The following is a 26,073-nucleotide window of genomic DNA, read 5'->3' as shown; positions in this document are numbered from 1 at the left end:
CCTCCGGTGTCCCACACGGGGGCGGCTTCCGCGAGGATGTTCGGAACGCATAAGCATTCTGGAGGGGACAGCGTCATGAGCGACAACCAGCCGGGTCCGTACGGCGGCCAGCCGCCGCAGGGTCAGCCCGGACCCTACGGCCAGCAGCCCGGTCCGTACGGCCAGCAGCCGAACCCGTACGGCCAGCCGCCGCAGGGCGGTCAGCCCGGCTACGGCTACCCGCAGCAGGCCCCCCAGGGCGTCCCCCCGCAGCAGCCCCCGGCCCCGCCCGCGCAGGGCTACGGCTACCCGCAGGGCCAGCAGCCCGGTCCGTACGGCCAGCAGCCGGGACCGTACGGGCAGCAGCCGCCCACTCCCCCGTACGGCGGCCAGCCGGCCTACCCGGGTCAGCCGGGCATGCCTCCGTTCGAGCAGCCCAAGAAGAAGCGGACCGGCCTGATCGTCGCAGCCGTCGTCGTGGCGCTGGCGGTCATCGCCGGCGGGGCGTACCTGCTGACCTCGGGCGGCGGCAACAGTGACGTGGCCGACTCCACGAAGGGGTACAAGATCACGCCCCCCGATTCGGTGGAGGCGTACAAGCGCGACACCTCGGAGGACGAGCCGGGCAAGGCGATGACCGGCAAGGACAAGACCGACGCCGAGGCGATGGGGATCAAGAACCCCAGCAAGGTCTCCACCGAGTACGTGAGCGGCGACCTGGAGACGAACCCGCTCACCACGAAAATGCTGATCGTGGAGGGCAGCTGGGGCGAGATCGCGGATCCGGAGAAGACCATCAACGCGTCCTTCGCGAGTGCCGCGAAGGAGGCGGCGTCCAGCGAGGACTCCCAGGGATCGCTGGTCGGAAGCCCCAAGAAGGTCGAGCCGGCCGGTTTCAAGGGCGCCCTGATGAAGTGCCAGGACGCCAAGATCGTCAACTCCGAGGCCGACGGCTCCGCCGAGAAGGGCCCCAAGGAGATGACCATGCCGGTCTGCGTCTGGGCCGACTACAGCACCGTGGGCGTGGTGATCGGCTTCGACATCGGTGGCGCCATGACCAACAAGCCGATGAGCCAGGAGGACGCGGCGGCTCTCGCGGCGAAGCTCTACAACACCTCCCGCACCAAGATCTGAGTCGCGCAGGGATCATCCGGGTCACCGGAGACTCGACGCGCGAGGGGCGCCCGGCCGATGGCCGGGCGCCCCTCGCGCGTCGTACCGGGCGGGAGTTACGCGGACTTCTCGTGCCTGCCGCCGTCGTTCTTGCCGATCGTGCGCGGCTCGCGCGGGACCAGCGTGGGGTTCACGTTGTTGCGGACCACGTCCGGGGTGATGACCACGCGGGCGACGTCCTTGCGGGACGGCACCTCGTACATCACGGACTGGAGGACTTCCTCCATGATGGCGCGCAGGCCGCGGGCGCCGGTCTGGCGCAGGATCGCCTGGTCGGCGATGGCCTCCAGCGCCTCGCGCTCGAAGTCCAGCTCCACACCGTCGAGTTCGAAGAGCCGCTGGTACTGCTTCACCAGGGCGTTCCGCGGCTCGATGAGGATCTGGAGCAGCGCCTCACGGTCCAGGTTGTGCACCGAGGTGAGGACGGGGAGCCGGCCGATGAACTCGGGGATCATGCCGAACTTGACCAGGTCCTCCGGCATGACCTCCTGGAACTGGTCGCTCGCCTGGATCTCCAGCTTGGACCGGATCGTCGCGCCGAAGCCGATGCCCTTGGCGCCGGACCGGGACTCGATGATCTTCTCCAGGCCGGAGAAGGCGCCGCCCACGATGAACAGGACGTTCGTCGTGTCGATCTGGATGAACTCCTGGTGCGGGTGCTTCCGGCCGCCCTGCGGCGGCACGGAGGCGGTGGTGCCCTCCAGGATCTTCAGCAGCGCCTGCTGCACGCCCTCGCCCGAGACGTCGCGCGTGATCGACGGGTTCTCGCTCTTGCGGGCGACCTTGTCGATCTCGTCGATGTAGATGATCCCGGTCTCGGCCTTCTTGACGTCGTAGTCGGCCGCCTGGATCAGCTTCAGCAGGATGTTCTCGACGTCCTCGCCGACGTAGCCGGCCTCCGTCAGCGCCGTCGCGTCGGCGATGGCGAACGGGACGTTGAGCATGCGGGCCAGTGTCTGCGCCAGCAGGGTCTTGCCGGAACCCGTGGGGCCCAGCAGGAGGATGTTCGACTTGGCGAGCTCGATGGCGTCGTCCCGGCTGGAACCGCCGCCGTTCTCCCCGGCCTGGACCCGCTTGTAGTGGTTGTACACCGCGACGGACAGGGCCTTCTTCGCGGGCTCCTGCCCGACGACGTACCCCTCCAGGAACTCGTAGATCTCGCGTGGCTTGGGGAGTTCCTCCCAGCGCACTTCCGAGGTCTCGGCGAGTTCCTCTTCGATGATCTCGTTGCAGAGATCGATGCACTCGTCGCAGATGTACACACCGGGTCCCGCGATGAGCTTCTTCACCTGCTTCTGGCTCTTTCCGCAGAACGAGCACTTGAGCAGGTCGCCGCCATCACCGATGCGTGCCACGAGGTGCTTCCCCTTCGCCTGGGAGACGCCTGGTTCAGCGACTCCTGGTGCCTCTATTCGACGGTACCTTGCCTGGCCCCCCGTTCGGGCCCCCCTTGGCACGGTTCACTCGGCCCGAGACCGGGCGGTTGAGCGTGCCAAGGGGAAAAGACCGAGGTCAGACCGCGGCTCCGGCCGAGGTCTTACGGGTGGTGACGATCTGGTCCACCAGACCGTACGCCAGGGCCTCCTCGGCCGTCAGGATCTTGTCGCGCTCGATGTCCTCGCTGATCTTCTCCAGCGGGGTGGTCGAGTGCTTCGCCAGCATCTCCTCCAGCTGGGTGCGCATGCGCAGGATCTCGTTGGCCGCGATCTCCAGGTCGGAGAGCTGCTCACGGCCGGTCTGCGAGGACGGCTGGTGGATCAGGACACGGGCGTGCGGGAGCGCCATGCGCTTGCCCGGGGTACCGGCGGCCAGCAGGATGGCGGCGGCGGAGGCGGCCTGGCCCATGCAGACGGTCTGGATGTCCGGCTTCACGAACTGCATCGTGTCGTAGATCGCGGTGAGCGCGGTGAACGAGCCGCCGGGGCTGTTGATGTAGATCGAGATGTCCCGGTCCGGGTCCATCGACTCCAGGCACATCAGCTGCGCCATCACGTCGTTGGCCGAGGCGTCGTCGATCTGCACGCCGAGGAAGATGATGCGCTCCTCGAAGAGCTTCGCGTAGGGGTCGTACTCGCGCACGCCCTGCGAGGTGCGCTCCACGAAGCGCGGCACGATGTAGCGGTTGTCCACCTGCGGGCCGGTGTAGAGGCCGCTCGCGGAGGCGCCGGGGAAGTTGTTCATGTGGGTCTTCACCATCCTGGTGGCGTTCTGTGGGCTGGTTTCTCGGCGCATGTTCTTGGCGTACGAGAGGTGTGCGGGCGCGGTGCCGTCCGGTGCGGGCCGGATCAGGCGCCGGTGCCGCCGCCGCCCGGGATGCCCGACGCGGCCGTGATGATCTCGTCGATGAGGCCGTACTCCTTGGCCTCCTCGGCGGTGTACCAGCGGTCGCGGTCGCCGTCGCGGATGATCGTCTCGACGGTCTGGCCGGAGTGGCGGGCGGTGATCTCCGCCATCCGCGTCTTGGTGCGGAGCAGGTACTGCGCCTGGATCTTGATGTCCGAGGCGGTACCGCCGATGCCGGCCGAACCCTGGTGCATGAGGATGTCGGTGTTCGGGAGCGCGAAGCGCTTGCCCGCGGCCCCGCCGGTGAGCAGGAACTGGCCCATCGAGGCCGCCATGCCCATGCCGATGGTGACGACGTCGTTCGGGATGTACTGCATGGTGTCGTAGACCGCCATGCCGGCCGTCACCGAGCCACCGGGGCTGTTGATGTAGAGGTAGATGTCCTTGTCGGGGTCGGCGGCAAGGAGCAGCAACTGTGCGGTGATCCTGTTGGCGATGTCATCGTCGACCTGCTGACCGAGGAAGATGATGCGCTCGCCGAGCAGTCGGCTGTAGACCTGGTCGCCGAGGCCACCACCGAGGGACGGCTCTCCGGCGGCGTAGGGCATCAGATTCGTCACGTATCCACCTGCTCGTCTCTGACGGCTCCGGCCGTCTCAGCGTCTTCGTACCGGGTGGGCCGGGACTACCCGACCCTTCCTCTTCATGGACCCTAACGCGCAGGTGGAACAAGACCATCCCGCTTCCATAACTGTTCGCTGGGAGCGCAAGGTACGCAGTGCGCACAAGGGTTCTGAGGGTTCGTCGCGACCGCTCCGGAGCGGCCCGCGAGGCCCCTCCCGGGAGGGTACGGGCCCGCGGGTGCGGGCACGCCCCCCGGGGGGCCACGGCGGCGCCCCGGGGCCACCGCGGGCGGGATCACGGGCCCCGGGCCCCCGGGCGGGCAGAGGACGACGGGCCCCGGACGGGCCGGGGCGGGTACGACGACGGGCCCCGGACGGCGTGATGCGTCCGGGGCCCGTCGTGCGGATCAGTCGTGCCGATCAGAGGGAGGCTCAGGCCTCCGTCTTCTCCTCGGCGGATTCGGCGGCGGCCTCGGCCGTCTCCTCCTCGGTCTCTTCGTCGTCTTCCAGGTCGACGATCTCACCGTTGGTGTCGGTGACCTTCGCGGCCTCGACGACCAGCGCGAGCGCCTTGCCGCGGGCGACCTCGCCGACGAGCATCGGCACCTGGCCACCCTCGACGACGGCCTGGGCGAACTGGTCGGGGCTCATGCCGGAGGAAGCAGCGCGCCGCATGAGGTGCTCGGTGAGCTCCTCCTGGTTGACGTTCAGCTTCTCCTTGTTGACGATCTCGTCCAGCAGGAACTGGGTCTTGATGCCCTTGACGGCCTGCTCCGAGGTCTCGGCCTCGAACTCCTCGGCGGACTTGCCCTGGATCTCCAGGAACTTCTCCAGGTCGAGGCCCATCTGGCCGAGCTGGTGGTGCTCCAGGTTGTGCTTGCGGGTGTTGATCTCGTCCGCGAGCAGCTTCTCCGGGATCGGGACCTCGGCGAGCTTCAGCAGCTCCTCGAGGACGCGCTCCTGGGCCTGGGTGGCCTGGTCGTACTGCTTGGTGTTCTCCAGGCGCTTGCGGCTGTCGGCGCGCAGCTCCTCCAGCGTGTCGAACTCGCTCGCCATCTGGGCGAACTCGTCGTCCAGCTCGGGCAGTTCGCGGGCGGCGACGGCGGTGACCTTGACGGTGACCTCCGCTTCCTTGCCCTCGGCGGAGCCGCCCTTCAGCTCGGAGGTGAAGGTGACCTCGCCACCGGCCTCCAGGCCCGTGACGGCCTCGTCGATGCCGTCGAGGAGCTCGCCGGAACCGATGGTGTACGAGACACCGTCGGCGACGCCGTCCTCCAGGATCTCGCCGTCGACCTTGGCCTGCAGGTCGATCGTCACGACGTCGCCCTCGGCGGCGGCGCGCTCGACCGGGTTGGTGGACGCGAAGCGCTCGCGGAGCTGCTCCACGGCCTTCTCGATGTCCTCGTCGCTGACCTCGAGGGCGTCCACGGTGACCTCGATGCCGGAGTAGTCCGGGATCTCGATCTCGGGGCGCACGTCCACCTCGGCGGTGAAGGAGAGCAGCTCGCCGTCCTTCAGCTCGGTGATGTCGACGTCGGGCTGGCCGAGGACATTCAGCTCACCCTCGTTGACCGCCTCGGTGTAGAACTTCGGGAGGGCGTCGTTGACGGCCTCCTCCAGAACCGCACCGCGGCCGAACCGCTGGTCGATGACCCGGGCCGGGATCTTGCCCTTACGGAAGCCCTTCACCGTGACCTGCTGGTTGATCTTCTTGTACGCCGCGTCGAGGCTGTCCTTGAGCTCCTCGAAGGGCACCTCGATGCTGAGCCGAACCCGGGTCGGGTTCAGGGTCTCCACGGCGCTCTTCACGGTTCGGTCTCCTTGGTGGCTGACTTCGGGGGGTCCCGCCCGCCGCCTGTCGGCGGCTTCGCGGATCGGCCCGGCTCATCAGACACACGGGCACGCAATTTGCATAGTAACGGCAAGGGGGATGTCTCCCCCAATGCGATCTTCCTGGTGGTCGGGGTGGCCGGATTCGAACCGACGACCTTCCGCTCCCAAAGCGGACGCGCTACCAAGCTGCGCCACACCCCGTCGGTGCGACACAGAGGGTACATGCAGAAAGGGCGCCCTTCCGCCGCTTTCCGGGGGCCCTGCGGCAGATGGCCCGCCCCGGCTACCGCAGCGGGCGGGGCGCACCGGGCGCACCGCCGGCCCCGGCGGGGTGCGCCCCCGGAATACGGGTGTGCGGGCACCGGCTCCGACCCGCTACGATGCTCTTCGTACCCGGGGCCGGATCGACGGCTCCGGTGCGGTCCTGCGGGCGTAGCTCAATGGTAGAGCCCTAGTCTTCCAAACTAGCTACGCGGGTTCGATTCCCGTCGCCCGCTCCATGACGAAGGCCCGGTGCCGCGTCCCGTGATCACACGGACGCGGCGCCGGGCCTTCGCCGTAGGCGGGTCGTACGACGGACGCACGTGGACGACGCGCGCCGCGTCGCCGGCCGTGGGGACGGCGGCCGGCGACGCGGCGGTCTTCGAGCGGGACGAGCGGGCGGGGACGCGTGCCGGAAGTCCCGCCCGCCAGGCGTCGCCCGGCTACGCACGCTCGCCCGGCTCAGAAGCTGATCTGGTTGATCGTGTCCGCTATCGAGTTCATGAACCTGTTGATCGAGGGCGCCATGCCCGTCGACGCCAGGAAGAACCCGAAGAGGATCGCGACGATCGCCGGCCCGGCCTTGATGGATCCGCCACGGATCAGCACCACCAGGATGATCGCCAACATCAGCACCACAGACAGTGAAATGGCCACGACTGCTCACACCCTAGGTCGGTCCGCCTTGCCGGCCCGGGGGCGTGCTCCGTCGCGCGCCCACCGTTCACTCCATCGTGCCATCAACTCCCGTGAGGGCGCCGACTGCTGACGGGGCGACCTGGCTGATTTTCGCCATTCACGCCGTCCGTACGCCCTCGGAGCCTCCCGGAACCGCCGGGCGCGCGGGCGGGCGGTGCCCGTCTCCCGCCCGCGCGAAAGCGCCGTACGGCGCCCCCGGGTGGTCACACGTCGCTCCGGGGCGGGCCCGAAGTGCGCGCGACAAGAATTCACTCACTCCCCACAGGCCGCACGCATACGGCCCGATCGGGGAGGGTGTCGTAATTCACGCGCCTGAATCCAGAGGCGATTTGCCCGGTTCGGTAAGGAATTTAATCGACATACTGGACATAACTCACCTGTTTCGGCCTCGAATTGACGGGCAGGCGCGAGGCTTCCGATGCGCTTCAAGAAAAGCGAAAGACGGGTTTAGGTTTTTCGAATGCTTCCTGCTCCGAGTCGTACACAGCGGACCACGCTCCCGCCGGAGGCCCTGGACCCGGAGCCCGGACACAGATCCGCGGCGACCGCCGCCACGGCTCTTCCGGCGCCCGATCCGACGTCGGCGGAGTCCGCTCCGACGGCCGGGAAGCGCGATCCGTACTTCGACAACGTGAAGTATCTGGCCATCGTGCTGGTCGCCGTGGCGCACTCCTGGGAGCCGGTGATGGGCGACAGCCGGGCGGCCCGCGCGCTGTACATGATCATCTACACCTTCCACATGCCCGCGTTCATCCTCGTCTCGGGTTACTTCTCCCGGTCCTTCGACGCGAGTCCGGCCAGGATGAAGCGGCTCGTCACCGGAGTCGCGGTCCCCTATGTGGTCTTCGAGACGGCCTATTCGCTGTTCAGGCGGTACGCGGGCGGCGAACCGGACGCGCCGATCACTCTGCTCGACCCGCTCTTCCTGACCTGGTTCCTGGCCGCCCTGCTCATCTGGCGGCTCACCACCCCGCTCTGGCGGACGCTCCGCCACCCGCTCCCCGTCGCCCTCGCCGTGGCCGCCCTCGCCTCGGTCTGCCCCGGCATCGGAGACGATCTGGACCTGCAACGCGTCCTGCAGTTCCTGCCGTTCTTCGTCCTGGGCGTGATGGCCCGCCCCGAGCACTTCGAGCGGGTGCGCCGGCGCGAGGTACGGCTGCTCTCGCTGCCCCTGTTCGCCGGTGCGCTGGTCTTCGCGTACGCGGTGGCCCCGCACATGCGGCTCGACTGGTTCTACCGCAGCGACAGCGCCCAGGAGATCGGCGCACCCTGGTGGTCCGGCGTCATGATGACGCTGCTGATGTTCGGGTGCGCGCTGCTGCTCACCGCCGGATTCCTGTCCTGGGTGCCGGCCCGGAAGACCTGGTTCTCGGTGCTGGGCGCCGGAACGATCTGCGGATACCTTCTGCACGGCTTCCTGATCCGGGGCGCCGAGTACGCGGGGTTGATCGACGAGAACGCGTGGCTCTCCGGCCCCGCCGGACTGGCGTTCCTCTCCGTGGTCGCGGCCGCCGCCGTGACGCTGCTGTGCACCCCGCCGGTCCGCAGGGCGATGCGGTTCGCGACCGAGCCGGACATGGACTGGGCCTTCCGCCGCAGTACCGCCCCCGGCCGGCCCGGCCCGGCGGACGGATCGGCCGCCCGCACGGCGGCCCGCTGACCCGCCCCGGCCACCCGCTCACCCGCCGGCCCCGCCGGCCCTTCACCCGGCGAAGAAGACGGTGCCACCGCCCCACCGGGTGGTGGCACCGTCTTCTTGTGGACGTTCCCGGGGTGACTCCCACGCCGGCCCTGGAGGTCACCGCCCGGGAGGTCACCGCCCGGGAGCTCTCCGCCCGGACGGGCCGGTCTCAGTTCGGGCCAGGGTTGGCCGAATTCGTTCGGTCCGGAGACGATTCATCGACTTGGAGACCCAGAAGTCGCCGCACATGGGCATATTTCTCGGTCAGCCGGTCACGGGTAGCCGGCTCCAGCAGCGCCAGACGGGCCGGATCAGCGTTGTGGGCGAGGTCCGCCCTCTTGATCAGCAAGGCACCCGGGGTGGCGAGAATCCTCGCGGTGTACGCGGCAGGCTCCTCGCCCTTCCCCCGGGTGAGAGCCAGCACCAGCTCTTTGACGCGGGGGTCGAGTGCCGCCCCGTCCAGCCACTCCCTGCTCACCGCCCCGTCCTCGACGGAGTCGTGGAGCCAGGCGGCGGCGATCTGTTCGGCGCTGCCGCCCGTGGCCCGTACCCCTTCGGCCACGGCCGCCAGGTGTTCGGCGTACGGGCGGCCCGCTTTGTCGGTCTGGGCGGCGTGCGCGGCGCGGGCGAGCGCCTCCACCTCGGTCAGGGTCCACAGGGGCTCCGGCATGGGCCGACTCTACGGCCGCGCACCGGCCGGGGGTGAAGAGTCGTGTCGGGTCCCGCCGCGCCCGCCCACAGCCGTCCCCGCACCCCCGTCCGGACGGCTTCCGGGCCGGTCCGCCGCCCGCCCGCTCGTGGACGCCGCCGGCTGCGGGGCGCGTCCGATAGCGCCCGTACGGAGAATTCTTGACTCCTTCTTTGCCTTCTGTCTCGACTTGTCGACCTGCCGAAGGAGCGGGCCCGTCGGACACGCCGACACCCTCATCGCCGTGGGAGGACGCCTTTCTGGCCGCCGCCGTGCTCGGGCATCCTGCTGCTGGCGGACCCGCACGATCTGTAGATGCTCGCGGCGCTCGGCCTGGTGCTGCTGCTCCTCCGCCCCGGCCTGGAGTTCCACCTCGACGATCCGCGGACCGGTGGTCGCAGGATGACGATCGCCGGCGGCGTCCACCTGGCCCCGAACGTGGGCGGCGGTCTCGGCTTCGGTTACGCGCTGGGCCGAGGAACCTCGGAGGCACCGGTACTCGCCGGAGTGCTCGGTATCCCGTCCTCGGCGATCCGCCACCGAGGTCCTCGTGGACCTCGGGAGGCTCGGAACCGGGAGACCAGGCCGCTCCTCGGCATCATGGGCTCGCCAGTCCGTTGCGGGACGCGTTCGGCGCGATCTTCTTCTAGGTCCGCGCACCCCTCGCCGCGAGACGTTCCTCCTGGCCGGCGAGGTGGCTGTCCGGCGGGACACCCGGCGGAAAGTCCGGCGGGACGCCTGGCCGGGCGGTGTCGCAGAGCCCTTGAGCCGGCTCAGCCCCGGCGGGAAAGCAGGAGCAGCGCGCGGTCGTCGTTGACGTCCTTCGCGCATGCCTCGATCAGATGCCAGGCCGCGCCTTCGAAGCCGGTCGTGACGTACCGGTCCGCCTCGCCGGTCAGCCGGTCGATGCCGTCGGCGATGTCCCGGTCCGAGGCCTCGACCAAGCCGTCCGTGAAGAGCATCAGCACGTCGCCGGAGGCCAGTGAGCCCTTGACCGCGTCGAACTCCGCTCCGTCGTAGACGCCGAGCAGCGGCCCCTCGGCGGCCTTCTCCTCCCATTGCCCGGTCGCGGAGTTCAACTGCAGGGCGGGAGGGTGGCCGGCCGAGAGGATCTCGTAGTCGCCGGTCTCCAGGTCCAGCACCAGGTGGATCGAGGTGGCGAACCCCTCGTCCCAGTCCTGGCGCAGCAGGTACCCGTTGGCGGCGGGCAGGAAGCCGTGCGGGGGCAGCGAGCCGAGGAGGCCGCCGAAGGCGCCGGAGAGCAGCAGGGCGCGGGAGCCGGCGTCCATGCCCTTGCCGGAGACGTCGGTGAGGACGACCTCCAGCGTGCGTCCGCCGTGGGTGCGTGCCGCGACGACGAAGTCGCCCGAGAAGGACTGGCCCCCGGCGGGCCGCAGCGACATCTCGCAGTGCCAGCCCTTCGGCAGCCGCGGCAGCGCGCTCTGGACGCGGATGCGTTCGCGCAGGTCGAAGAGCATGGTGCCTCCGCGCCGCCAGGGCACTCCGACACGGGCCCGGAACTGGGCGAGCACCAGCCCGAAGAAGCCGCAGGCTCCGACCACGAGCACATTGCCCGGAGTGACCGTGACATCGGCCGGGGCCGTGCCGAGGGTGAAGGACTCGACGATCAGGGCGCCTGCCGCGACCGCGTACAGGGTGAGCAGGCTGGCGGGGCGGAGCAGCAGGCCGCCGGCGACGATCGGCAGCACCAGGGCGGTGGGCGAGAACCATTCCGGGTTCCACACGGTGGCCAGAGTGAGGGCGGGAATCGTCAGCAACAGGCCCGCGAAGGCTATCCAGTCGGCCCCGTCGCCGCGGAAGTAGTCGACCCCGGACCGGCGCAGCGCGATGCGGACCCGGTGTGCCGTTCGCCGCCACCGGGCCATGGACGCGTTCACTCCGTCGCGAGAGGCCATTGTCGGGACCTTATCGACCGAACGGCTCCCCGTGCAGGGGGACCCCGGTGGGGAGAGGTACGAGAAAGGGTCGCCCCGCCGGTGGAGACGCTGGTAGGCGTGGCGTACGACCGTGGAACCGGACGCCTCCGGCCCCTCGCCCGGGGGCCGCGGACCGCCGTGCGTGAACGTGCTTTCGACGGGGTGGAAACGCGCGGACCGGGACACGCGAAGCCCTCGGCGTACGTGCGGCGGTGGCCGGTCCGGCGGTGCGGTCAGCGCTTCTGGCAGGTGGGGCACCAGAAGAGGTTGCGGGCGGCCAGTCCGGCGGTGCGGACGTCGGTGCCGCAGACGTGGCAGGGCCGCCGGTCGCGCCGGTAGACGTAGACCTCGCCGCCGTGGTCGTCGACGCGGGGCGGGCGGCCCATCGCCTCGGGCAGGTGCTCGGGGCGGACGGTGTCGATGCGGTTGTTCCGTACCCCTTCGCGCATCAGCAGGACGAGGTCGGCCCAGATCGCGTCCCACTCGGCGCGGGTGAGGTCCGTGCCGGGGCGGTACGGGTCGATGCCGTGGCGGAAGAGGACCTCGGCGCGGTAGACGTTGCCGACGCCGGAGACGACCTTCTGGTCCATCAGCAGGGCGGCGACGGTGACCCGGCTGCGTGAGATCCGCTGCCAGGCGCGCGTTCCGTTTTCGTCGGTGCGCAGCGGGTCCGGGCCGAGGCGCTCGTGTATCGCCCGCTTCTCGGGCTCGGTGATGAGGGCGCAGGTGGTGGGGCCCCGCAGATCGGCGTAGTGGTGCTCGCCGCGCAGCCGGAGGCGGACGGTGTCGGTGGGCGGCGGGGCCGGGACGGTACCGAAGCCGAGCTTCCCGAAGAGTCCGAGGTGGATGTGGACCCAGCCGGTGGCGCCGAAACCGAGGAAGAGGTGCTTGCCGTGGGCGTCGACGGCGTCGAGCACCCGGCCGTCGAGCAGCGCCGCGCTGTCGGAGAACTTCCCCTGCGGACTGCTGACGCGCACCGGCCGCCCGGCGAACCGCTCGCGATGGTCGGCGGCCAGGCGGTGGATCGTGTGTCCCTCGGGCACGGACGCTCTCCTGACGGGCGGGATGGCCGGCGCGCGCGGAACGGCCGGCGTGGGACGGGCTGCCGGCGGAACGGGCCGTGCCGCCGGGCGAGGGCGTGTCCGGGAAGCGGCGCCGTCCGCCCGGAAGGCGGGGCCGGTGGTGTCCGTGCGTGCCGGACACCGCCGGGTCGGCGGGACTTTCCGAACACGCCCGGGGCCCTGGCGGCACGGTGGGCAGTCGGCGGGTGCGGTGCGGCCGGGGTCAGCCCTGCTGCGGGTGGTGGGCGGGGATCGGCGGGAGGGCGCCGGTCTCCTCGTACGCCGAGAGCATCTCGATGCGCCGGGTGTGGCGCTCCTCGTTCGAGTACGGCGTGCTGAGGAAGATCTCGACGAACTTGGTGGACTCCTCCTCGGAGTGCATCCGGCCGCCGATGGCCACCACGTTGGCGTTGTTGTGCTCACGGCCGAGAGCGGCGGTCTGCTCGCTCCAGGCCAGCGCCGCACGGACGCCCTTGACCTTGTTGGCGGCGATCTGCTCGCCGTTGCCGGAGCCGCCGATCACGACGCCGAGGCTGTCCGGGTCCGCGGCCGTCTTCTCGGCGGCTCGGAGGCAGAACGGCGGGTAGTCGTCCTGGGCGTCGTAGATGTGGGGTCCGCAGTCGACGGCCTCGTGGCCGTGGGCCGTCAGCCACTCGACGAGGTGGTTCTTGAGTTCGTAGCCGGCATGGTCCGATCCGAGGTACACGCGCATGCCGGAAAGTGTGGCACGGACGCGGCAGGGTAGCCGTCAGCGGGGTCGGAGCCCTTCGCGGGGTCGCGGCCGGGACACCGTTCGTACCGCCACGGACCTGCGGGGACCGCGGACGCGCGCGGTCCCGGCTCGGGCAGGGCGGTTCGCAGCGATCCGCCCGGACCAGCCGTGCGCAGGCCGTACGAAAGCCGCGCTGAGGCGTTACGTGAGGACTCCAGCCATGACGTCGGGAACGGCAGTGACGGAAGCGGGCGGCGAGCCCGGCGGGCCGGACCGCTCCGGGGGCTCCGGGGGCTCCGGGGGCTCCGGAGCCCCCGGGGGTGAGCTCAAGGCCGGGCTCAAGAACCGTCACCTCTCGATGATCGCCATCGGCGGGGTGATCGGCGCCGGCCTCTTCGTGGGTTCCGGCGCGGGCATCGCCGCCGCCGGTCCCGCGATCCTCGTCTCGTACGCCCTGGTCGGCACGATGGTGGTGCTGGTGATGCGGATGCTCGGCGAGATGGCGGCCGCGCGGCCCAGCTCGGGTTCCTTCTCCGCCTACGCCGACCAGGCGCTCGGGCGTTGGGCGGGGTTCTCCATCGGCTGGCTGTACTGGTTCTTCTGGGTGGTCGTGCTCGCCGTGGAGGCCACGGCGGGCGCCGCGATCCTGGAGAGCTGGGTGCCGGCCGTACCGCAGTGGGGGTGGGCGCTGATCGTGATGTCCGTGCTGACCGCCACGAACCTGATCTCGGTCGGCAGTTACGGCGAGTTCGAGTTCTGGTTCGCCGGGATCAAGGTCGTCGCCATCGGCGCCTTCGTGATCGTCGGGCTGCTCGCGGTCTTCGGGGTACTGCCCGGTTCCGACAACCCGGGTTCCGGGTTCGCCCATCTCACCGACAGCGGCGGCTTCCTGCCGAAGGGGCCGGGGGCGATCCTGACCGGGGTGCTGATGGTGGTCTTCTCCTTCATGGGCAGCGAGATCGTCACGCTCGCCGCCGGTGAGTCCTCGGACCCCCGGCGCGCCGTCTCGAAGGCGACCAACAGCGTCATCTGGCGGATCGCCGTCTTCTACCTGGGCTCGATCTTCGTGGTGCTGACGCTGCTGCCGTGGAACGACCCGTCGATCGTGGACAAGGGCAGTTACGTCGCCGCGCTCGACTCCATCGGCATCCCGCACGCCGGGCAGGTGATGGACGTCATCGTGCTGACGGCCGTGCTGTCCTGCCTCAACTCCGGCCTCTACACGGCCTCCCGGATGGCCTACTCGCTCGGCGGCCGTGGCGACGCGCCCCGGGCCTTCACCCGGGTGAACAAGCGGGGCGTCCCGCAGGCGGCGATCCTCTCCTCGGTGGTCTTCGGCTTCGTGGCGGTCTTCTTCAACTACCGGTGGCCGGACACCGTCTTCGCCTTCCTGCTGAACTCCTCGGGAGCGGTGGCGCTCTTCGTCTGGCTGGTCATCTGCTTCACCCAGCTGCGGATGCGCCCCATGATCGAGCGCGAGTCGCCCGAGAAGCCGGTCGTGCGGATGTGGCTCTTCCCGTATCTGACCTGGGCGACGATCGCGATGATCTCGTTCGTCCTGGTCTACATGCTGACCGACGACGCGGGCCGCGAGCAGGTGCTGCTCTCCCTGCTGGTCGCGGCGGTGGTGGTCGCCGTGTCGCTGGTACGGGAGCGGCGCGGGCGCCGGGCGGCGGTGCGGGACTGACGCTCGTACGCGGACAGCGCGAAAGGCCCGCCGGAACGCGTCCGGCGGGCCTTTCGGGGGTCGTACGGGAGAAGCTCAGCCGCGGCGGCCGAGGAGCTTCCAGGAGACGGGCAGCGCGCCCATCGCCAGCAGGGCCTTCACGGCGTCGCCGATGAGGAAGGGCGTCAGACCGGCGGCGACGGCGGCGCTCGCCGACATGCCGGTGGAGAGGGCGAGGTACGGGACGCCGACGGCGTAGGTGAGGGCGGAGCCGATCACCATGGTGCCCGCGGTACGCGGCACGGAGCGGTCGCCGCCCCGGCGGGCGAGGGCGCCGACGACGGTGGCGGCGAGCAGCATGCCGAGGATGTAGCCGAAGCTGGCGCCGCCCGCGCCGGAGGTGCCGCCGGAGAACCACGGCACACCCGCCATGCCGACGACCGCGTACAGCGCCATCGAGAGGAAGCCGCGGCGGGCGCCGAGCGCGCTGCCGATGAGGAGCGCGGCGAAGGTCTGGCCGGTGACGGGGACCGGGGAGCCGGGGATCGGGACCGCTATCTGCGCGGCGAGACCGGTGAGGGCGGCTCCGCCCAGGACGAGGGCCGTGTCGACGGCCACGCGGTGCCGGGCCGCGGGCAGCAGGTCGGCGAGGACCACTCCGGTACGGACGGGGGCGGCAGCAGTGCTCATCGGGACTCCGCGGGTGAGGGTGGAGAGACGGACGTGAGGGCGGGCAGGAGCCGAAAAGGCGAGCCTGCGGCTGACGTTAGCCCAAGGGCACGGCGCTGATCACCGTGTGCCGCCCACAAAGGCCCCGACCGGGACTTGGTGGGGTTCGCACAAAGGCGCGGAGGCAACCACACCTCGGCGTGAGCCTCATCACTCCGGTCGTGCAGCACAGACGTCTCTCCGAGGCCGTCTCGCTCCGTGAGACGCTGTTGGTTCCCCACTAAACCGACCAGAGCGGCCTGACCTCCATGCGCGACGCACCGCCTCCCGCCCCCGCCGAGCCGCTCTCCCCGGGGCTCAAGCAACGGCATCTGACGATGCTCGGCCTGGGCGGGGTGATCGGGGCCGGGCTGTTCGTCGGTTCGGGCGCCGGGATCGCGGTCGCGGGGCCGGCCATCGTCGTTTCGTACCTGGTCGCGGGCGCGCTCGCGGTGCTGGTGATGCGGATGCTCGGGGAGATGTCGGCGGCGATGCCCGCTTCGGGTTCCTTCTCCGTGCACGCCGAGCGCGCGCTGGGGCGCTGGGCGGGGTTCAGCGTGGGCTGGCTCTACTGGTTCCTGCTGGTGGTGGTGCTCGCCGTGGAGGCGACCGCGGCGGCGCGGATCGCGCACGGCTGGGTGCCGGCGGTCGAGCCGTGGGCGTGGGTGCTGGTCTTCATGGTGGTCTTCACGACGGCCAACCTCACCGCGGTGAAGAACTTCGGCGAGTTCGAGTTCTGGTTCGCCGCACTGAAGGTGTGCGCGATCGTGGCCTTCCTGGTGCTGGGCACGCTCGCCGTCTTCGGGCTGCTGCCGGAGACCGATCCGGTGGGCCTGACGAACCTCACGGGCCGGGGCGGGTTCCTGCCGAACGGCTGGAGCGGGGTGGTGTCCGGGGTGCTGACGGTGGTCTTCGCGTTCGGCGGGCTTGAGGTCCTCACCATCGCCGCCGCCGAGACGGACGATCCGGCGCGCGCGGTGGGACGGGCGGTGCGCAGCGCGGTGGTGCGCATCCTCTTCTTCTACGTCGGCTCGATGCTGGTGATCGTGACGGTGCTGCCGTGGACCGCGCAGCAGGCGGGGCTGAGCCCGTACGTGACGGTGCTGGACTCGATCGGGGTGCCGTCCGCCGGGCAGATCATGAACGTCGTGATCTTCGTGGCGCTGCTCTCCGCGCTCAACGCGAACCTCTACGGCTCCTCACGGATGGTCTTCTCGCTCGCCGAGCGGGGCGAGGCGCCGCGCGGGCTGCTCAAGGTGTCGGGGGTGACGGAGCGCGGGGGCGGGGTGCCGCGCCGGGCGGTGCTCGCCTCGGTGGCCTTCGGCTTCGTCTCGGTACTCCTCAATCTGGAGTGGCCGGACACCGTCTTCCTGTACCTGCTGAACTCGGTCGGGGCGGTGCTGTTGTTCGTCTGGGCGCTGATCGCCCTGTCCCAGCTGCGGCTGCGGCCGCGCATCGACCGGGAGGCCGCCGCTTCGGGGCCGGCGCGGGGGCCGGTGCTGCGGATGTGGTGCTACCCGTACATGACCTGGCTGACGCTGGTGGCGCTGTGCGCGGTGCTGGTGCTGATGCTCGCCGACGACTCGGCGCGCGGGCAGGTGCTCTGGTCGGCGGGGGCGACGGCGGTGGTGCTTTTGGTGGCGTGGGTACGCGAGGTCAGGGCGCGCCGGAGGCCGGCGGCGGGGCGCTGATCCGGCGTCACCACGGCCGGAGCGGGTGGTCCGGGACGGGGGGTGCGGGCGGACCGGGTGTGCGCGGTGTGCGGACCTGGTGACCGTATTGCGGACAGATCTGCCCGGTGAGCGGTACATCCGCTCAGATTGAAAGGTCCGACGAGCCGCACCCCCCACCCAGCCTGGAACGTCCGGGCCGGCGGCTCGAACGCCCCCGCGGTCCCACCCCCGGGCCCGCCGACCGAACTGAGCTCGTCGATGCCCCGCACCCGCACGTCCTCCCCCGCCGCCGGTCCACCGGCCACCTCCGGGTCCCCCGCCCCGGCCCCCGCTCCGGACGGTTCCTCGCTCGGCAACGGTCTCCGGCAACGCCATCTGTCGATGATCGCGCTCGGCGGGGTCATCGGCGCCGGACTCTTCGTCGGCTCCGGGGCGGGAATCGCCTCGGCCGGCCCGTCGATCGTCGTCGCCTACGCGGTGTCCGGGCTGCTGGTCATGCTCGTGATGCGGATGCTCGGCGAGATGTCGGCCGCCCACCCGGCGTCCGGTTCCTTCTCGGTGCACGCCGAGCGGGCGCTCGGGCCGTGGGCCGGGTTCACCGCGGGCTGGTCGTTCTGGGTGCTGCTCTCGGTCGCGGTCGGGCTGGAGGGGATCGGTGCGGCGGACATCGTGACGGGCTGGCTCCCGGGCACCCCGCAGTGGATGTGGGTGGCGCTCTTCATGGCCGCCTTCCTGGGCACGAACCTGGCGGCGGTGCGGAACTTCGGCGAGTTCGAGTTCTGGTTCGCCGCACTGAAGGTCGCCGCGATCTCGCTCTTCCTGGTCCTCGGCGTGCTGGCGATCACCGGCGTACTGCCCGACGTGGACGCCCCCGGCTCCGCCCACCTCGCCGGTGACGGCGGTTTCCTGCCGCACGGGGCGAACGGCTTCATCATCGGGCTGCTGGCCTCCGTCTTCGCGTACGGCGGGCTGGAGACGGTCACCATCGCGGCGGCCGAGTCGGAGAACCCGGTGCGCGGGGTCGCGAAGGCGGTCCGTACGGCGATGTGGCGGATCGCGCTCTTCTACGTCGGGTCGATGGCGGTCATCGTGGTGCTGGTGCCGTGGGACGACCCGAAGGTCGTCGAGAAGGGCCCGTACGTCGCCACCCTCGACCACCTGGGCATCCCGGCGGCGGGCCGGATCATGGACGTGGTGATCCTGGTGGCGCTGCTCTCCGCGATGAACGCCAACATCTACGGCGCCTCCCGGATGGCGGGTTCGCTGGTGGCCCGGGGCCAGGGCCCGCAGGTGCTCGGCCGGATCTCGTCCGGGGTGCCGCGCAACGCGGTGCTGGCCTCCTCGGTCTTCGGCTTCCTCTGCGTGCTGCTGAGCTACTGGCGGCCGGACGACGTCTTCCCGTGGCTGCTCAACATGATCGGCGCGGTGATCCTGGTCGTCTGGATCTTCATCGCCCTCTCCCAGCTGGTCCTGCGCGGGCGCACCGAGCGCGAGGAGCCCGAGAAGCTGGTGGTGCGGATGTGGCTGTTCCCGGTGGCGACGGTGGCCGCGCTGCTGGCGATGGCCGGGATCTTCGTACTGATGCTCCGCCAGCCCGACACCCGTGACCAGTTGCTGGCCACCGGCGCGCTGACGGTGGTGCTGATCGCGATCGGGCTGATCCGTCAGCGGCGGGCTGCGGCGGCGCGCTGACGGTCGTACACGCGTTCAGGGAGCGGCGGTCCGGGGATTCCCCGGGCCGCCGCTCTTTCCGTACCGGCACTTCCGCCGGGCCCTCCCCCGTCGCGATCTTCTTCCTGCTAGCCTGCACTTGCATATGAGTTGCAATAACAACTGCTGAGCATCCGAAGGGTTCGCACCATGACCACGTACACGCTCCCGGAACTCCCTTACGACTACGCGGCGCTGGAACCGGTCATCAACCCGCAGATCATCGAGCTCCACCACGACAAGCACCACGCCGCGTACGTGAAGGGCGCGAACGACACCCTGGAGCAGCTGGAAGAGGCGCGGGACAAGGAGGCGTGGGGTGCGATCAACGGGCTCCAGAAGAACCTCGCGTTCCACCTCTCCGGCCACGTCCTGCACTCGATCTACTGGCACAACATGACCGGCGACGGCGGCGGCGAACCGCTCGCGGCGGACGGCGTGGGCGACCTCGCGGACGCGATCACCGCGTCCTTCGGCTCCTTCACCGGCTTCAAGTCCCAGCTGACGAAGGCCGCCGCCACCACCCAGGGTTCGGGCTGGGGCGTCCTCGCGTACGAGCCGCTCAGCGGCCGGCTGGTCGTCGAGCAGGTCTACGACCACCAGGGCAACGTCGGCCAGGGCTCCGTCCCGATCCTGGTCTTCGACGCCTGGGAGCACGCCTTCTACCTCCAGTACAAGAACCAGAAGGTCGACTTCATCGAGGCGATGTGGCGGGTCGTCAACTGGCAGGACGTGGCGAAGCGGTACGCCGCGGCCAAGGCGCGCGAGAACGTCCTGCTGCTCGCCCCCTGACCGTCGCCGGCCCACCCCGGACGTCCTGCCTCGTGATCGTCTTCTCACCCTTCACCCGGCAGGCGGATGAACGAAGAACCCCCGCGAAGACATGGTTCGCGGGGGTTCTTCCACGTGTGCGAGCGGGCTCAGACCCGGAACACCGCGCCGATGAACTCCGCGAGCAGCCGTTCCTTCAGGGCACCCGGCAGGGCGTCCAGCAGCACGAGGACCGGGGCCATCCGGCCGGGCAGCCCGGCGTCCCCGTCCAGTCCGGCGAAGGCGAGCACCCCCGCGACCTCCTCCGGCCCGAGCGTGTCCGGGTCCAGGGTGGCGGCCAGCGCGGCGAGGGCGGGGTCGACCGCGACCGGCTCCAGCGCACGGGCGGCGACCAGGGCCTTGGCCAGGTCGGCGAGGAGGGCGTCGACCTGGCCGACCGTGGCCGGGGTGAGCGTCAGGTGCAGGTTGGGCGGCAGGCCGTCGAAGGAGAGCTGGGGCTGGAGGTACCAGCCGAGTTCCCGCATCTCGTCGGCGAGGTGGAGGAGCAGGCTGAGGTCGGGCGCCCCTTCACCTGACGCCCGGTCCTCGCCGTCCGCCCGCGCCCCGGCGCCCGGTCCGAGCACGGTGAACGCCACCAGTCCGGCGGCGGGTTCGCCGAGGACCCGGAGGCCGGGCAGGGCGCGGAGTCCGGCCAGCAGCCGGTCGGAGGCCTCGGCGACCCGGCCGGCGAGCGCGGTGTACCCGTCCTCTCCGACGTGCTGGAGCGCCGCCCACGCCTGGGCGAGCAGCCCGCCGGACTTGGTGCCCTGCACGGTGGGGTTGACGACGGGGTAGCCGGGCCACCCGGCGTGGGCGAAGTACTGGTGGCGGCGGAGTTCCGCGTCCCGGTAGAGCACCACGGAGGCGCCCTTGTCGGCGTACCCGTACTTGTGGAGGTCGACGGAGAGCGAGGTGACGCCGGGTACCGACAGGTCGAAGGGCGGGATGTCCCGTCCGGCGCGCCGCAGATGGGGCAGCAGCCAGCCGCCGATGCAGGCGTCGACGTGGCAGAGCACCCCGCGCGCGGAGGCGGCTGCGGCGATCTCGGCGACCGGGTCGATCACCCCGTGGGCGTACGAGGGGGTGGAGGCCACCACCAGGGCGGTGCGGTCGGTGAGGGCAGCCGCCGTCGCCCCGGCGTCGGCCCGGAAGGTGACCGGGTCGACGGGGACGACGACCGGCTCCACGCCAAGGTAGTGGGCGGCCTTGTGGAAGGCCGCGTGGGCCGTGGACGGCAGCACCAGCTGGGGGTCCGTCACTCCGCGTACGGCGCGGGCGTGGTCACGGGCGGTCTTCACGGCGAGCAGGATGCTCTCGGTGCCGCCGCTGGTGAAGGTGCCCTGGGCGCCCGGCACGCCGAGGAGGTCGACCGCGGCGCGGACCAGGTCGTTCTCCAGCCGGGCGACGCTGGGGAAGACGGTGGGGTCGAGTCCGTTGACGGTGGCGAAGGCGGTGTACGCCTCGGCGGTCAGCTCGTCGAGCCCGTCCAGCCCGGCGTCGTAGACGTAGGCGAAGGTGCGCCCGCCCCGGGTGGGGGCGTCGGCGCCGCGCAGGGCGCGCAGCTCGGCCAGCACCTCGGCGGCGGGCCTGCCGGTTCCAGGGGTGGGTACGGCGTCAGTCGGCACGGGTCAGGTCCTTGTCAGGTACGGAAGGGGGTGCGAAAGGGGTCTCGGGAGGGGTCTGCGCCTCCTCGCGGTAGCGGTGCAGCAGCCAGAGGCTCGCGGTGGCGAGGACGGCGGGCAGCAGGCTCATGCCGGCGGTGATCCCGGTGAGGGCGGCGTCCGGCTGGGCGACCTCGTGGTCGGCGTCCGAGGAGCGGAACCCGGTCACCGCGAGGACCAGCGCGAACACCCCGGCGCCCAGCGCGAAGGCGAGGGTCTCGGCGGCCGTCCACAGTCCGGTGAAGGTGGCGGTCCTGCGCCTGCCGGTCCGGACGGCGTCGGCGGCCAGGGTGTCGGCCAGCAGCGTCAGCGGCAGCAGTTGCAGACCGGCGTACGCGATGCCGACCGCGGCCACCGCGAAGTAGCCGAGCACCGGGCCGGCCGCCCCGGTGAAGGCGAGGGCGACGGCCCCGGCGATGTAGAGCAGCGAGGCGCACCACTGGGCGTACCGGGTGCCCTTGCGGCGGGCGAGGCGGTTCCACAGCGGCATGAAGAGCACCAGCGGGCCGATCATGCAGGCGAAGAGCGGGGTCACCGCGGAGGCCGAGCCGAGGGTGTAGGTGGCGAAGTACTGGACGCCCGCGAGCATCACGCCGATCGCCAGCGCCTGGAGGGTCCACATCCCGGCGAGGTGGAGGAAGGGCCGGTTGGTGCGGGCGGCGGCGAGCTGGGCGCGGAGCGAGGGCTCGGCCTCGCTCCGGGCGACGGTGGGGGCCCACCGGGTGGTGAACCAGGCGCCGAACATGCCGGCGGCGAGGAGTACGGCGACGATCACGCCCATCAGCCGGTAGCTCGCGGGGGTGTCGCCGTCCGCGTGCGCGATCGCGGGGGCCAGCGCGCCGGAGAGCAGGATGGCGACGCCGAGGAACGCCACCCGCCAGGCCAGCACCCGGCCGCGCTCGGCCGGGTCCTCGGTCATCTCGGCGGGCATCGTCACGTACGGCACCTGGAAGACGGCGTACGCGGTCGCGGCGAGCAGGAAGAGCACGGCGACGTACCCGGCGGCGGCTCCGCCGCGCAGGGACGGGGCGGCGAAGATCAGCGCGAAGAGCGGCGGCAGGGTGCAGGCGCCGATCAGCAGGAAGGGACGGCGGGGGCCGCCGCGCAGCCGGCTGCGGTCGGAGACCACGCCGACCAGCGGATTGACGAGGACGTCCCATGCCTTCGGGAGGAAGACTGCGGCCCCGGCCACGGCGGCGGGAACGGCCAGCACGTCGGTGAGGTAGTAGAGCAGGACGAGACCCGGCACGGTGGAGAAGGCGCCGGTGGCGAGGGAACCCAGGCCGTAGCCGACGCGCACCCGGCGGGGCAGGGCGGGCACGGGCTGCGGAGGTCTGTCGGCGGGCATGGGGCCGATCATGCGGCCAGTCCACCGGGGGAACAAGGGTTCGCGTGTTGCGGGTGTGCGAACGCGTGCGGGGCGCCGGGACGGGTGCGGGGCGGGCGGCCCGGCCATCCGCCCCGCCCGCCCCGCGCCGTCGTGCGGATCAGTCGAAGACCGGGCCCCGGGTGCGGGTCCGCTTGATCTCGTAGAAGCCGGGGACCGAGGCCACCAGGAGGGTGCCGTCCCAGAGCTTCGCGGCGTCCTCGCCCTTGGGTGCCGGGGTCACGACCGGGCCGAAGAAGGCGACCTGCTCGCCGTCGGCGCCGGGCACCGCGATGACCGGGGTGCCGACCTCCTGTCCGACCTTGTCGATGCCCTCCTTGTGGGAGGCGCGCAGCTCGGTGTCGTAGGTGCCGTCGTCCATGAAGTCGGCGAGCGAGGCGGGCAGGTCCACGTCGGCGAGCGCGCCGAGGACGGCCTCGCGGGTCGGGCCCTCGCCGTTGTTGTGGAAGCGGGTGCCCAGCGCGGTGTAGAGGCCGGGGACGACCTCGTCACCGTGCAGTTGCTGGGCGGCGACGACGACCCGGACCGGGCCCCACGCCTTCTTCTCCAGCAGCTCGCGGTACTCGGCGGGCAGATCGTCCAGCTTGTCCTCGTTGAGGACGGCCAGGCTCATCACGTGCCAGCGGACCTCGACGTCGCGTACCTTCTCGACCTCCAGCATCCAGCGGGAGGTCATCCACGCCCACGGGCAGAGCGGGTCGAACCAGAAGTCCGCGGGGATCTTGCCAGGTGCGGTGGTGGTGTCGGACATGTCTCTCCTTGGCAGCGTCGGTCTCCGCGCGGACAACGCGTGGGACCGTCCGGACATTCCCCGGAGAGCGGCATGCGAGGATCAAAACATTCGATATCGAGTCACGAAGGAGTGCCGGTGCCCGGTGAGAACCTGTCCCGCGAAGAGGCCCACGAGCGGGCGGAGCTGCTGACGGTCGACGGATACGAGATCGCGCTCGACCTGCGGTCCGCCGTCGACGGGGCCGAGGAGGGTGGCGCCCCCCGCACCTTCCGCTCCGTCACCACCATCCGCTTCCGTTCGGCGCGCGCCGGCGCCTCCACCTTCGCCGACCTGATCGCCCCCGGCGTGGACGCGGTGACCCTGAACGGGACCGCGCTCGACCCGGCGGCCGTCTTCGACGGGACCCGCGTGGCGCTGGACTCCCTGGCCGAGGGCGAGAACGTCCTGGTGGTCGACGCGCGGTGCGCGTACAGCCGGACCGGCGAGGGGATGCACCGCTTCGTCGATCCGGAGGACGGCGAGGTCTACCTCTACACGCAGTACGAACCCGCCGACGCCCGCCGGGTCTTCGCCAACTTCGAGCAGCCCGACCTGAAGGCCCCGTACCGCTTCCGGGTGACGGCCCCCGAGGGCTGGCGGGTCTGGAGCAACGGCGCCGAGGAGTCCCACGAGGGCGGGGAGTGGCGGTTCGCCGAGACCAAGCCGATCTCGACGTACATCACCACCGTGGTCGCGGGTCCGTACCACTACGTGACGGACCACTACTCCCGCACGTTCGAGGACGGCAGCACGCTGGAGATCCCGCTCGGCGCGATGTGCCGCAAGGGTCTCGCCCGCCACTTCGACGCGGACGACGTCTTCCTCATCACCAAGCAGGGCCTGGACTTCTTCCACGACCACTTCGACTACCCGTACCCGTTCGGGAAGTACGACCAGGCGTTCGTGCCGGAGTACAACCTCGGCGCGATGGAGAACCCGGGCCTGGTCACCTTCCGCGAGGAGTACATCTACCGCGGCAAGGTCACCACGGCGTCCTACGAGCGCCGGGCCAACGTCATCCTGCACGAGATGGCGCACATGTGGTTCGGCGACCTCGTCACCATGAGCTGGTGGGACGACCTGTGGCTGAAGGAGTCCTTCGCGGACTTCATGGGCTCCTTCTCGATGGTGGAGGCCACCCGCTTCACCAACGGCTGGATCACCTTCGCCAACAACCGCAAGGCGTGGGCCTACCGCGCCGACCAGCTGCCCTCCACCCACCCGGTCACGGCCGACATCCGTGACCTGGAGGACGCCAAGCTGAACTTCGACGGCATCACGTACGCCAAGGGCGCCTCCGTCCTGAAGCAGCTGGTGGCGTACGTCGGGCGGGACGCGTTCCTCGAAGGCGCCCGGCGCTACTTCAAGCAGCACGCCTACGGCAACACCCGCCTCGGCGACCTGCTGTCGGTGCTCGCCGACACCTCCGGCCGCGACATGACGGCCTGGTCCCGCGCCTGGCTCCAGACGGCGGGCGTCAACAGCCTCACGCCGGTCCTGTCGTACGACTCCGAGGGCCGGATCGCCGAACTCGCCGTGGTCCAGGAGGCCGCCGCCTCCCACCCGGAGCTGCGCCCGCACCGGATCGCGGTGGGCCTGTACCGGAAGGACGGCAGCGGCGCGCTGACGCGGTACGCCCGCGCCGAGACGGACGTGGCCGGGGCGCGCACGGTCGTCGCGGAGCTGGCCGGGGCCGAGAAGCCCGAACTGGTCCTCGTCAACGACGACGACCTGACGTACTGCAAGGTCCGCTTCGACGAGGAGTCCCTCGCCACCCTGCGCGACCACCTCGGCGCCGTCACCGACCCGCTGGCCCGCGCGCTCTGCTGGTCGGCGCTGTGGAACATGACGCGCGACGGGCTGATGCCGGCCCGCGACTTCATCGCCCTGGTACTCGCCTTCGCCGGGCGCGAGTCGGACATCGGCGTGCTCCAGATGCTGCACAACTGGGCCCACTCCGCGCTCACCCACTACGCGGCCCCCGCCTGGCGCGAGGAGGGCGGCCGGCTGCTGGCCGAGGGTGCGCTGCGCGAGCTGCGGCTCGCCGTGCCGGGCGGTCAGGACCAGCTGACCTGGGCCCGGTTCTTCGCATCGTCGGCCTCCTCGGACGAGGATCTCCGGCTGCTGGGCGAGCTGCTCGACGGCTCCGCCGTGATCGACGGCCTCGACGTCGACCAGGAGCTGCGCTGGGCGTTCCTCTTCCCGCTGGCCGCCCGCGGGGTGGCGGACGAGGCCGCGATCGACGCCGAACTGGCCCGGGACGACACGGCGTCGGGCAAGCGCCACCAGGTGCGCTGCCTGGCCGCGCGCCCCTCGGCGGCGGTCAAGGACCAGGCGTGGGCGGCGGTCGTGGAGTCCGACCGGCTCTCCAACGCGCTGGTGGAGGCGACGATCGCCGGTTTCGTCCGGCCCTCGCAGCGCGCACTCCTCGCGCCCTACACCGGGAAGTACTTCGCGGCGATCGAGCGGGTGTGGAAGGAGCGCTCCATCCAGATCGGGATGCACGTGGTCTCGGGGCTGTTCCCGGGGCTCCAGGACGATCCCGCGACGCTGGACGCGACCGACGCCTGGCTGAAGGAGCACGAGGACGCGGCGCCCGCGCTGCGCCGCCTGGTGCTGGAGGCCCGTGACGACCTGGCGCGCGCGCTGCGCGGTCAGGAGTGCGACGCGGCGGCGTAGGGCCTCTCGTCCGGGTCATGCTGGGCTCGATCCACCCGGCAGACGCTGACCCCGGCCGCTCCCCCGTGCGGGCCGCC

The 26,073-nt window shown here is 71.1% G+C and carries 20 protein-coding genes, 2 tRNA genes and 1 pseudogene; 9 read left to right on the top strand and 14 right to left on the bottom strand.

The genetic code is table 11. The features are described from left to right. The first annotated feature begins 75 nt into the window (after positions 1–75). Positions 76–1,113, top strand: a complete 1,038-nt coding sequence (locus OHT52_RS20760; RefSeq protein ID WP_328721679.1) for a hypothetical protein — start codon at positions 76–78, stop codon at positions 1,111–1,113. A gap of 95 nt (positions 1,114–1,208) precedes the next feature. On the opposite strand, the gene clpX is transcribed toward OHT52_RS20760, so the two are convergent. The 5 genes from clpX to OHT52_RS20735 form a co-directional block, all read right to left on the bottom strand. Then, positions 1,209–2,507, bottom strand: a complete 1,299-nt coding sequence (clpX, locus tag OHT52_RS20755; RefSeq protein ID WP_328721678.1) for an ATP-dependent Clp protease ATP-binding subunit ClpX — start codon at positions 2,505–2,507, stop codon at positions 1,209–1,211. Between the two features lie 157 nt (positions 2,508–2,664). After that, complete coding sequence (locus tag OHT52_RS20750) at positions 2,665–3,348, bottom strand: ATP-dependent Clp protease proteolytic subunit (RefSeq protein WP_328723829.1); 684 nt, start codon at positions 3,346–3,348, stop codon at positions 2,665–2,667. 89 nt (positions 3,349–3,437) lie between these two features. Further along, positions 3,438–4,043, bottom strand: coding sequence for an ATP-dependent Clp protease proteolytic subunit (locus OHT52_RS20745; protein WP_328723828.1), 606 nt, complete (start codon positions 4,041–4,043; stop codon positions 3,438–3,440). 447 nt (positions 4,044–4,490) lie between these two features. Next, positions 4,491–5,867 carry a trigger factor gene (gene tig / locus OHT52_RS20740; RefSeq protein WP_328721677.1) on the bottom strand — a complete coding sequence of 459 codons (1,377 nt, stop codon included), beginning with the start codon at positions 5,865–5,867 and terminating at the stop codon, positions 4,491–4,493. A gap of 148 nt (positions 5,868–6,015) precedes the next feature. Continuing rightward, positions 6,016–6,092 (bottom strand) — tRNA-Pro (locus OHT52_RS20735). A gap of 225 nt (positions 6,093–6,317) precedes the next feature. Between OHT52_RS20735 and OHT52_RS20730 the strand changes: the two genes are divergently transcribed. Next, positions 6,318–6,391, top strand: a tRNA-Gly gene (locus OHT52_RS20730). A 223-nt stretch (positions 6,392–6,614) separates the two neighbouring features. Here OHT52_RS20730 and OHT52_RS20725 read toward each other — a convergent pair. Beyond that, positions 6,615–6,809 (bottom strand): hypothetical protein, encoded by a 195-nt coding sequence (locus OHT52_RS20725; protein WP_328721676.1) that lies wholly within the window; start codon positions 6,807–6,809, stop codon positions 6,615–6,617. Between the two features lie 502 nt (positions 6,810–7,311). Here OHT52_RS20725 and OHT52_RS20720 point away from each other — a divergent pair. Continuing rightward, positions 7,312–8,511, top strand: a complete 1,200-nt coding sequence (locus OHT52_RS20720; RefSeq protein WP_328721675.1) for an acyltransferase family protein — start codon at positions 7,312–7,314, stop codon at positions 8,509–8,511. 190 nt (positions 8,512–8,701) lie between these two features. Here OHT52_RS20720 and OHT52_RS20715 read toward each other — a convergent pair whose 3' ends face one another. Next, positions 8,702–9,202, bottom strand: coding sequence for an HD domain-containing protein (locus tag OHT52_RS20715; RefSeq protein ID WP_328721674.1), 501 nt, complete (start codon positions 9,200–9,202; stop codon positions 8,702–8,704). A 297-nt stretch (positions 9,203–9,499) separates the two neighbouring features. Here OHT52_RS20715 and OHT52_RS20710 point away from each other — a divergent pair. Then, positions 9,500–9,823 (top strand): annotated as a pseudogene (locus tag OHT52_RS20710) (cation:proton antiporter domain-containing protein); the annotation flags it as partial. A 170-nt stretch (positions 9,824–9,993) separates the two neighbouring features. Here the strand turns inward: OHT52_RS20710 and OHT52_RS20705 are convergent. The 3 genes from OHT52_RS20705 to OHT52_RS20695 all read right to left on the bottom strand — a co-directional run bounded on the left by OHT52_RS20705 (position 9,994) and on the right by OHT52_RS20695 (position 12,930). Further along, positions 9,994–11,136, bottom strand: a complete 1,143-nt coding sequence (locus OHT52_RS20705) for a PP2C family protein-serine/threonine phosphatase (protein ID WP_328721673.1) — start codon at positions 11,134–11,136, stop codon at positions 9,994–9,996. A 254-nt stretch (positions 11,137–11,390) separates the two neighbouring features. Next, the gene (locus tag OHT52_RS20700; RefSeq protein ID WP_328721672.1) at positions 11,391–12,200 is read right to left on the bottom strand and encodes an Fpg/Nei family DNA glycosylase; all 810 of its coding nucleotides are present in this window, start codon (positions 12,198–12,200) and stop codon (positions 11,391–11,393) included. 241 nt (positions 12,201–12,441) lie between these two features. Next, complete coding sequence (locus OHT52_RS20695; RefSeq protein WP_328721671.1) at positions 12,442–12,930, bottom strand: ribose-5-phosphate isomerase; 489 nt, start codon at positions 12,928–12,930, stop codon at positions 12,442–12,444. Between the two features lie 220 nt (positions 12,931–13,150). On the opposite strand from OHT52_RS20695, the gene OHT52_RS20690 reads away from it, so the two are divergent. After that, a complete protein-coding gene (locus OHT52_RS20690; protein WP_328721670.1) occupies positions 13,151–14,617 on the top strand; it encodes an amino acid permease in 1,467 nt (488 codons plus the stop codon). 75 nt (positions 14,618–14,692) lie between these two features. On the opposite strand, the gene OHT52_RS20685 is transcribed toward OHT52_RS20690, so the two are convergent. Further along, positions 14,693–15,286, bottom strand: a complete 594-nt coding sequence (locus OHT52_RS20685; RefSeq protein WP_328721669.1) for a biotin transporter BioY — start codon at positions 15,284–15,286, stop codon at positions 14,693–14,695. Positions 15,287–15,573: 287 nt separating this feature from the next. Between OHT52_RS20685 and OHT52_RS20680 the strand changes: the two genes are divergently transcribed. The 3 genes from OHT52_RS20680 (at position 15,574) to OHT52_RS20670 (ending at position 19,479) form a co-directional block, all read left to right on the top strand. Then, positions 15,574–16,995 carry an amino acid permease gene (locus OHT52_RS20680; protein WP_328721668.1) on the top strand — a complete coding sequence of 474 codons (1,422 nt, stop codon included), beginning with the start codon at positions 15,574–15,576 and terminating at the stop codon, positions 16,993–16,995. Between the two features lie 240 nt (positions 16,996–17,235). Further along, complete coding sequence (locus OHT52_RS20675; protein WP_328721667.1) at positions 17,236–18,669, top strand: amino acid permease; 1,434 nt, start codon at positions 17,236–17,238, stop codon at positions 18,667–18,669. A gap of 168 nt (positions 18,670–18,837) precedes the next feature. Continuing rightward, a complete protein-coding gene (locus tag OHT52_RS20670; protein WP_328721666.1) occupies positions 18,838–19,479 on the top strand; it encodes a superoxide dismutase in 642 nt (213 codons plus the stop codon). 128 nt (positions 19,480–19,607) lie between these two features. Here the strand turns inward: OHT52_RS20670 and OHT52_RS20665 are convergent, their stop codons facing one another. The 3 genes from OHT52_RS20665 to OHT52_RS20655 all read right to left on the bottom strand — a co-directional run bounded on the left by OHT52_RS20665 (position 19,608) and on the right by OHT52_RS20655 (position 23,296). Further along, complete coding sequence (locus OHT52_RS20665) at positions 19,608–21,122, bottom strand: pyridoxal phosphate-dependent decarboxylase family protein (protein ID WP_328721665.1); 1,515 nt, start codon at positions 21,120–21,122, stop codon at positions 19,608–19,610. After that, entirely contained in the window at positions 21,112–22,506 is a 1,395-nt protein-coding gene (locus tag OHT52_RS20660; RefSeq protein WP_328721664.1) for an MFS transporter, read from the bottom strand. Before OHT52_RS20660 ends, OHT52_RS20665 begins: the two co-directional genes overlap by 11 nt. A gap of 139 nt (positions 22,507–22,645) precedes the next feature. Then, positions 22,646–23,296, bottom strand: a complete 651-nt coding sequence (locus tag OHT52_RS20655) for a mycothiol-dependent nitroreductase Rv2466c family protein (RefSeq protein ID WP_328721663.1) — start codon at positions 23,294–23,296, stop codon at positions 22,646–22,648. A 117-nt stretch (positions 23,297–23,413) separates the two neighbouring features. On the opposite strand from OHT52_RS20655, the gene pepN reads away from it, so the two are divergent. Then, positions 23,414–25,996 carry an aminopeptidase N gene (gene pepN, locus OHT52_RS20650; RefSeq protein ID WP_328721662.1) on the top strand — a complete coding sequence of 861 codons (2,583 nt, stop codon included), beginning with the start codon at positions 23,414–23,416 and terminating at the stop codon, positions 25,994–25,996. The last annotated feature ends 77 nt before the right edge of the window (positions 25,997–26,073 follow it).

It is taken from the genome of Streptomyces sp. NBC_00247 (assembly GCF_036188265.1).
Taxonomy (GTDB): Bacteria; Actinomycetota; Actinomycetes; order Streptomycetales; family Streptomycetaceae; genus Streptomyces.
The sequence above is the reverse complement of the archived record's forward strand: the minus strand, read 5'-3'. Positions and strand labels throughout refer to the sequence as shown.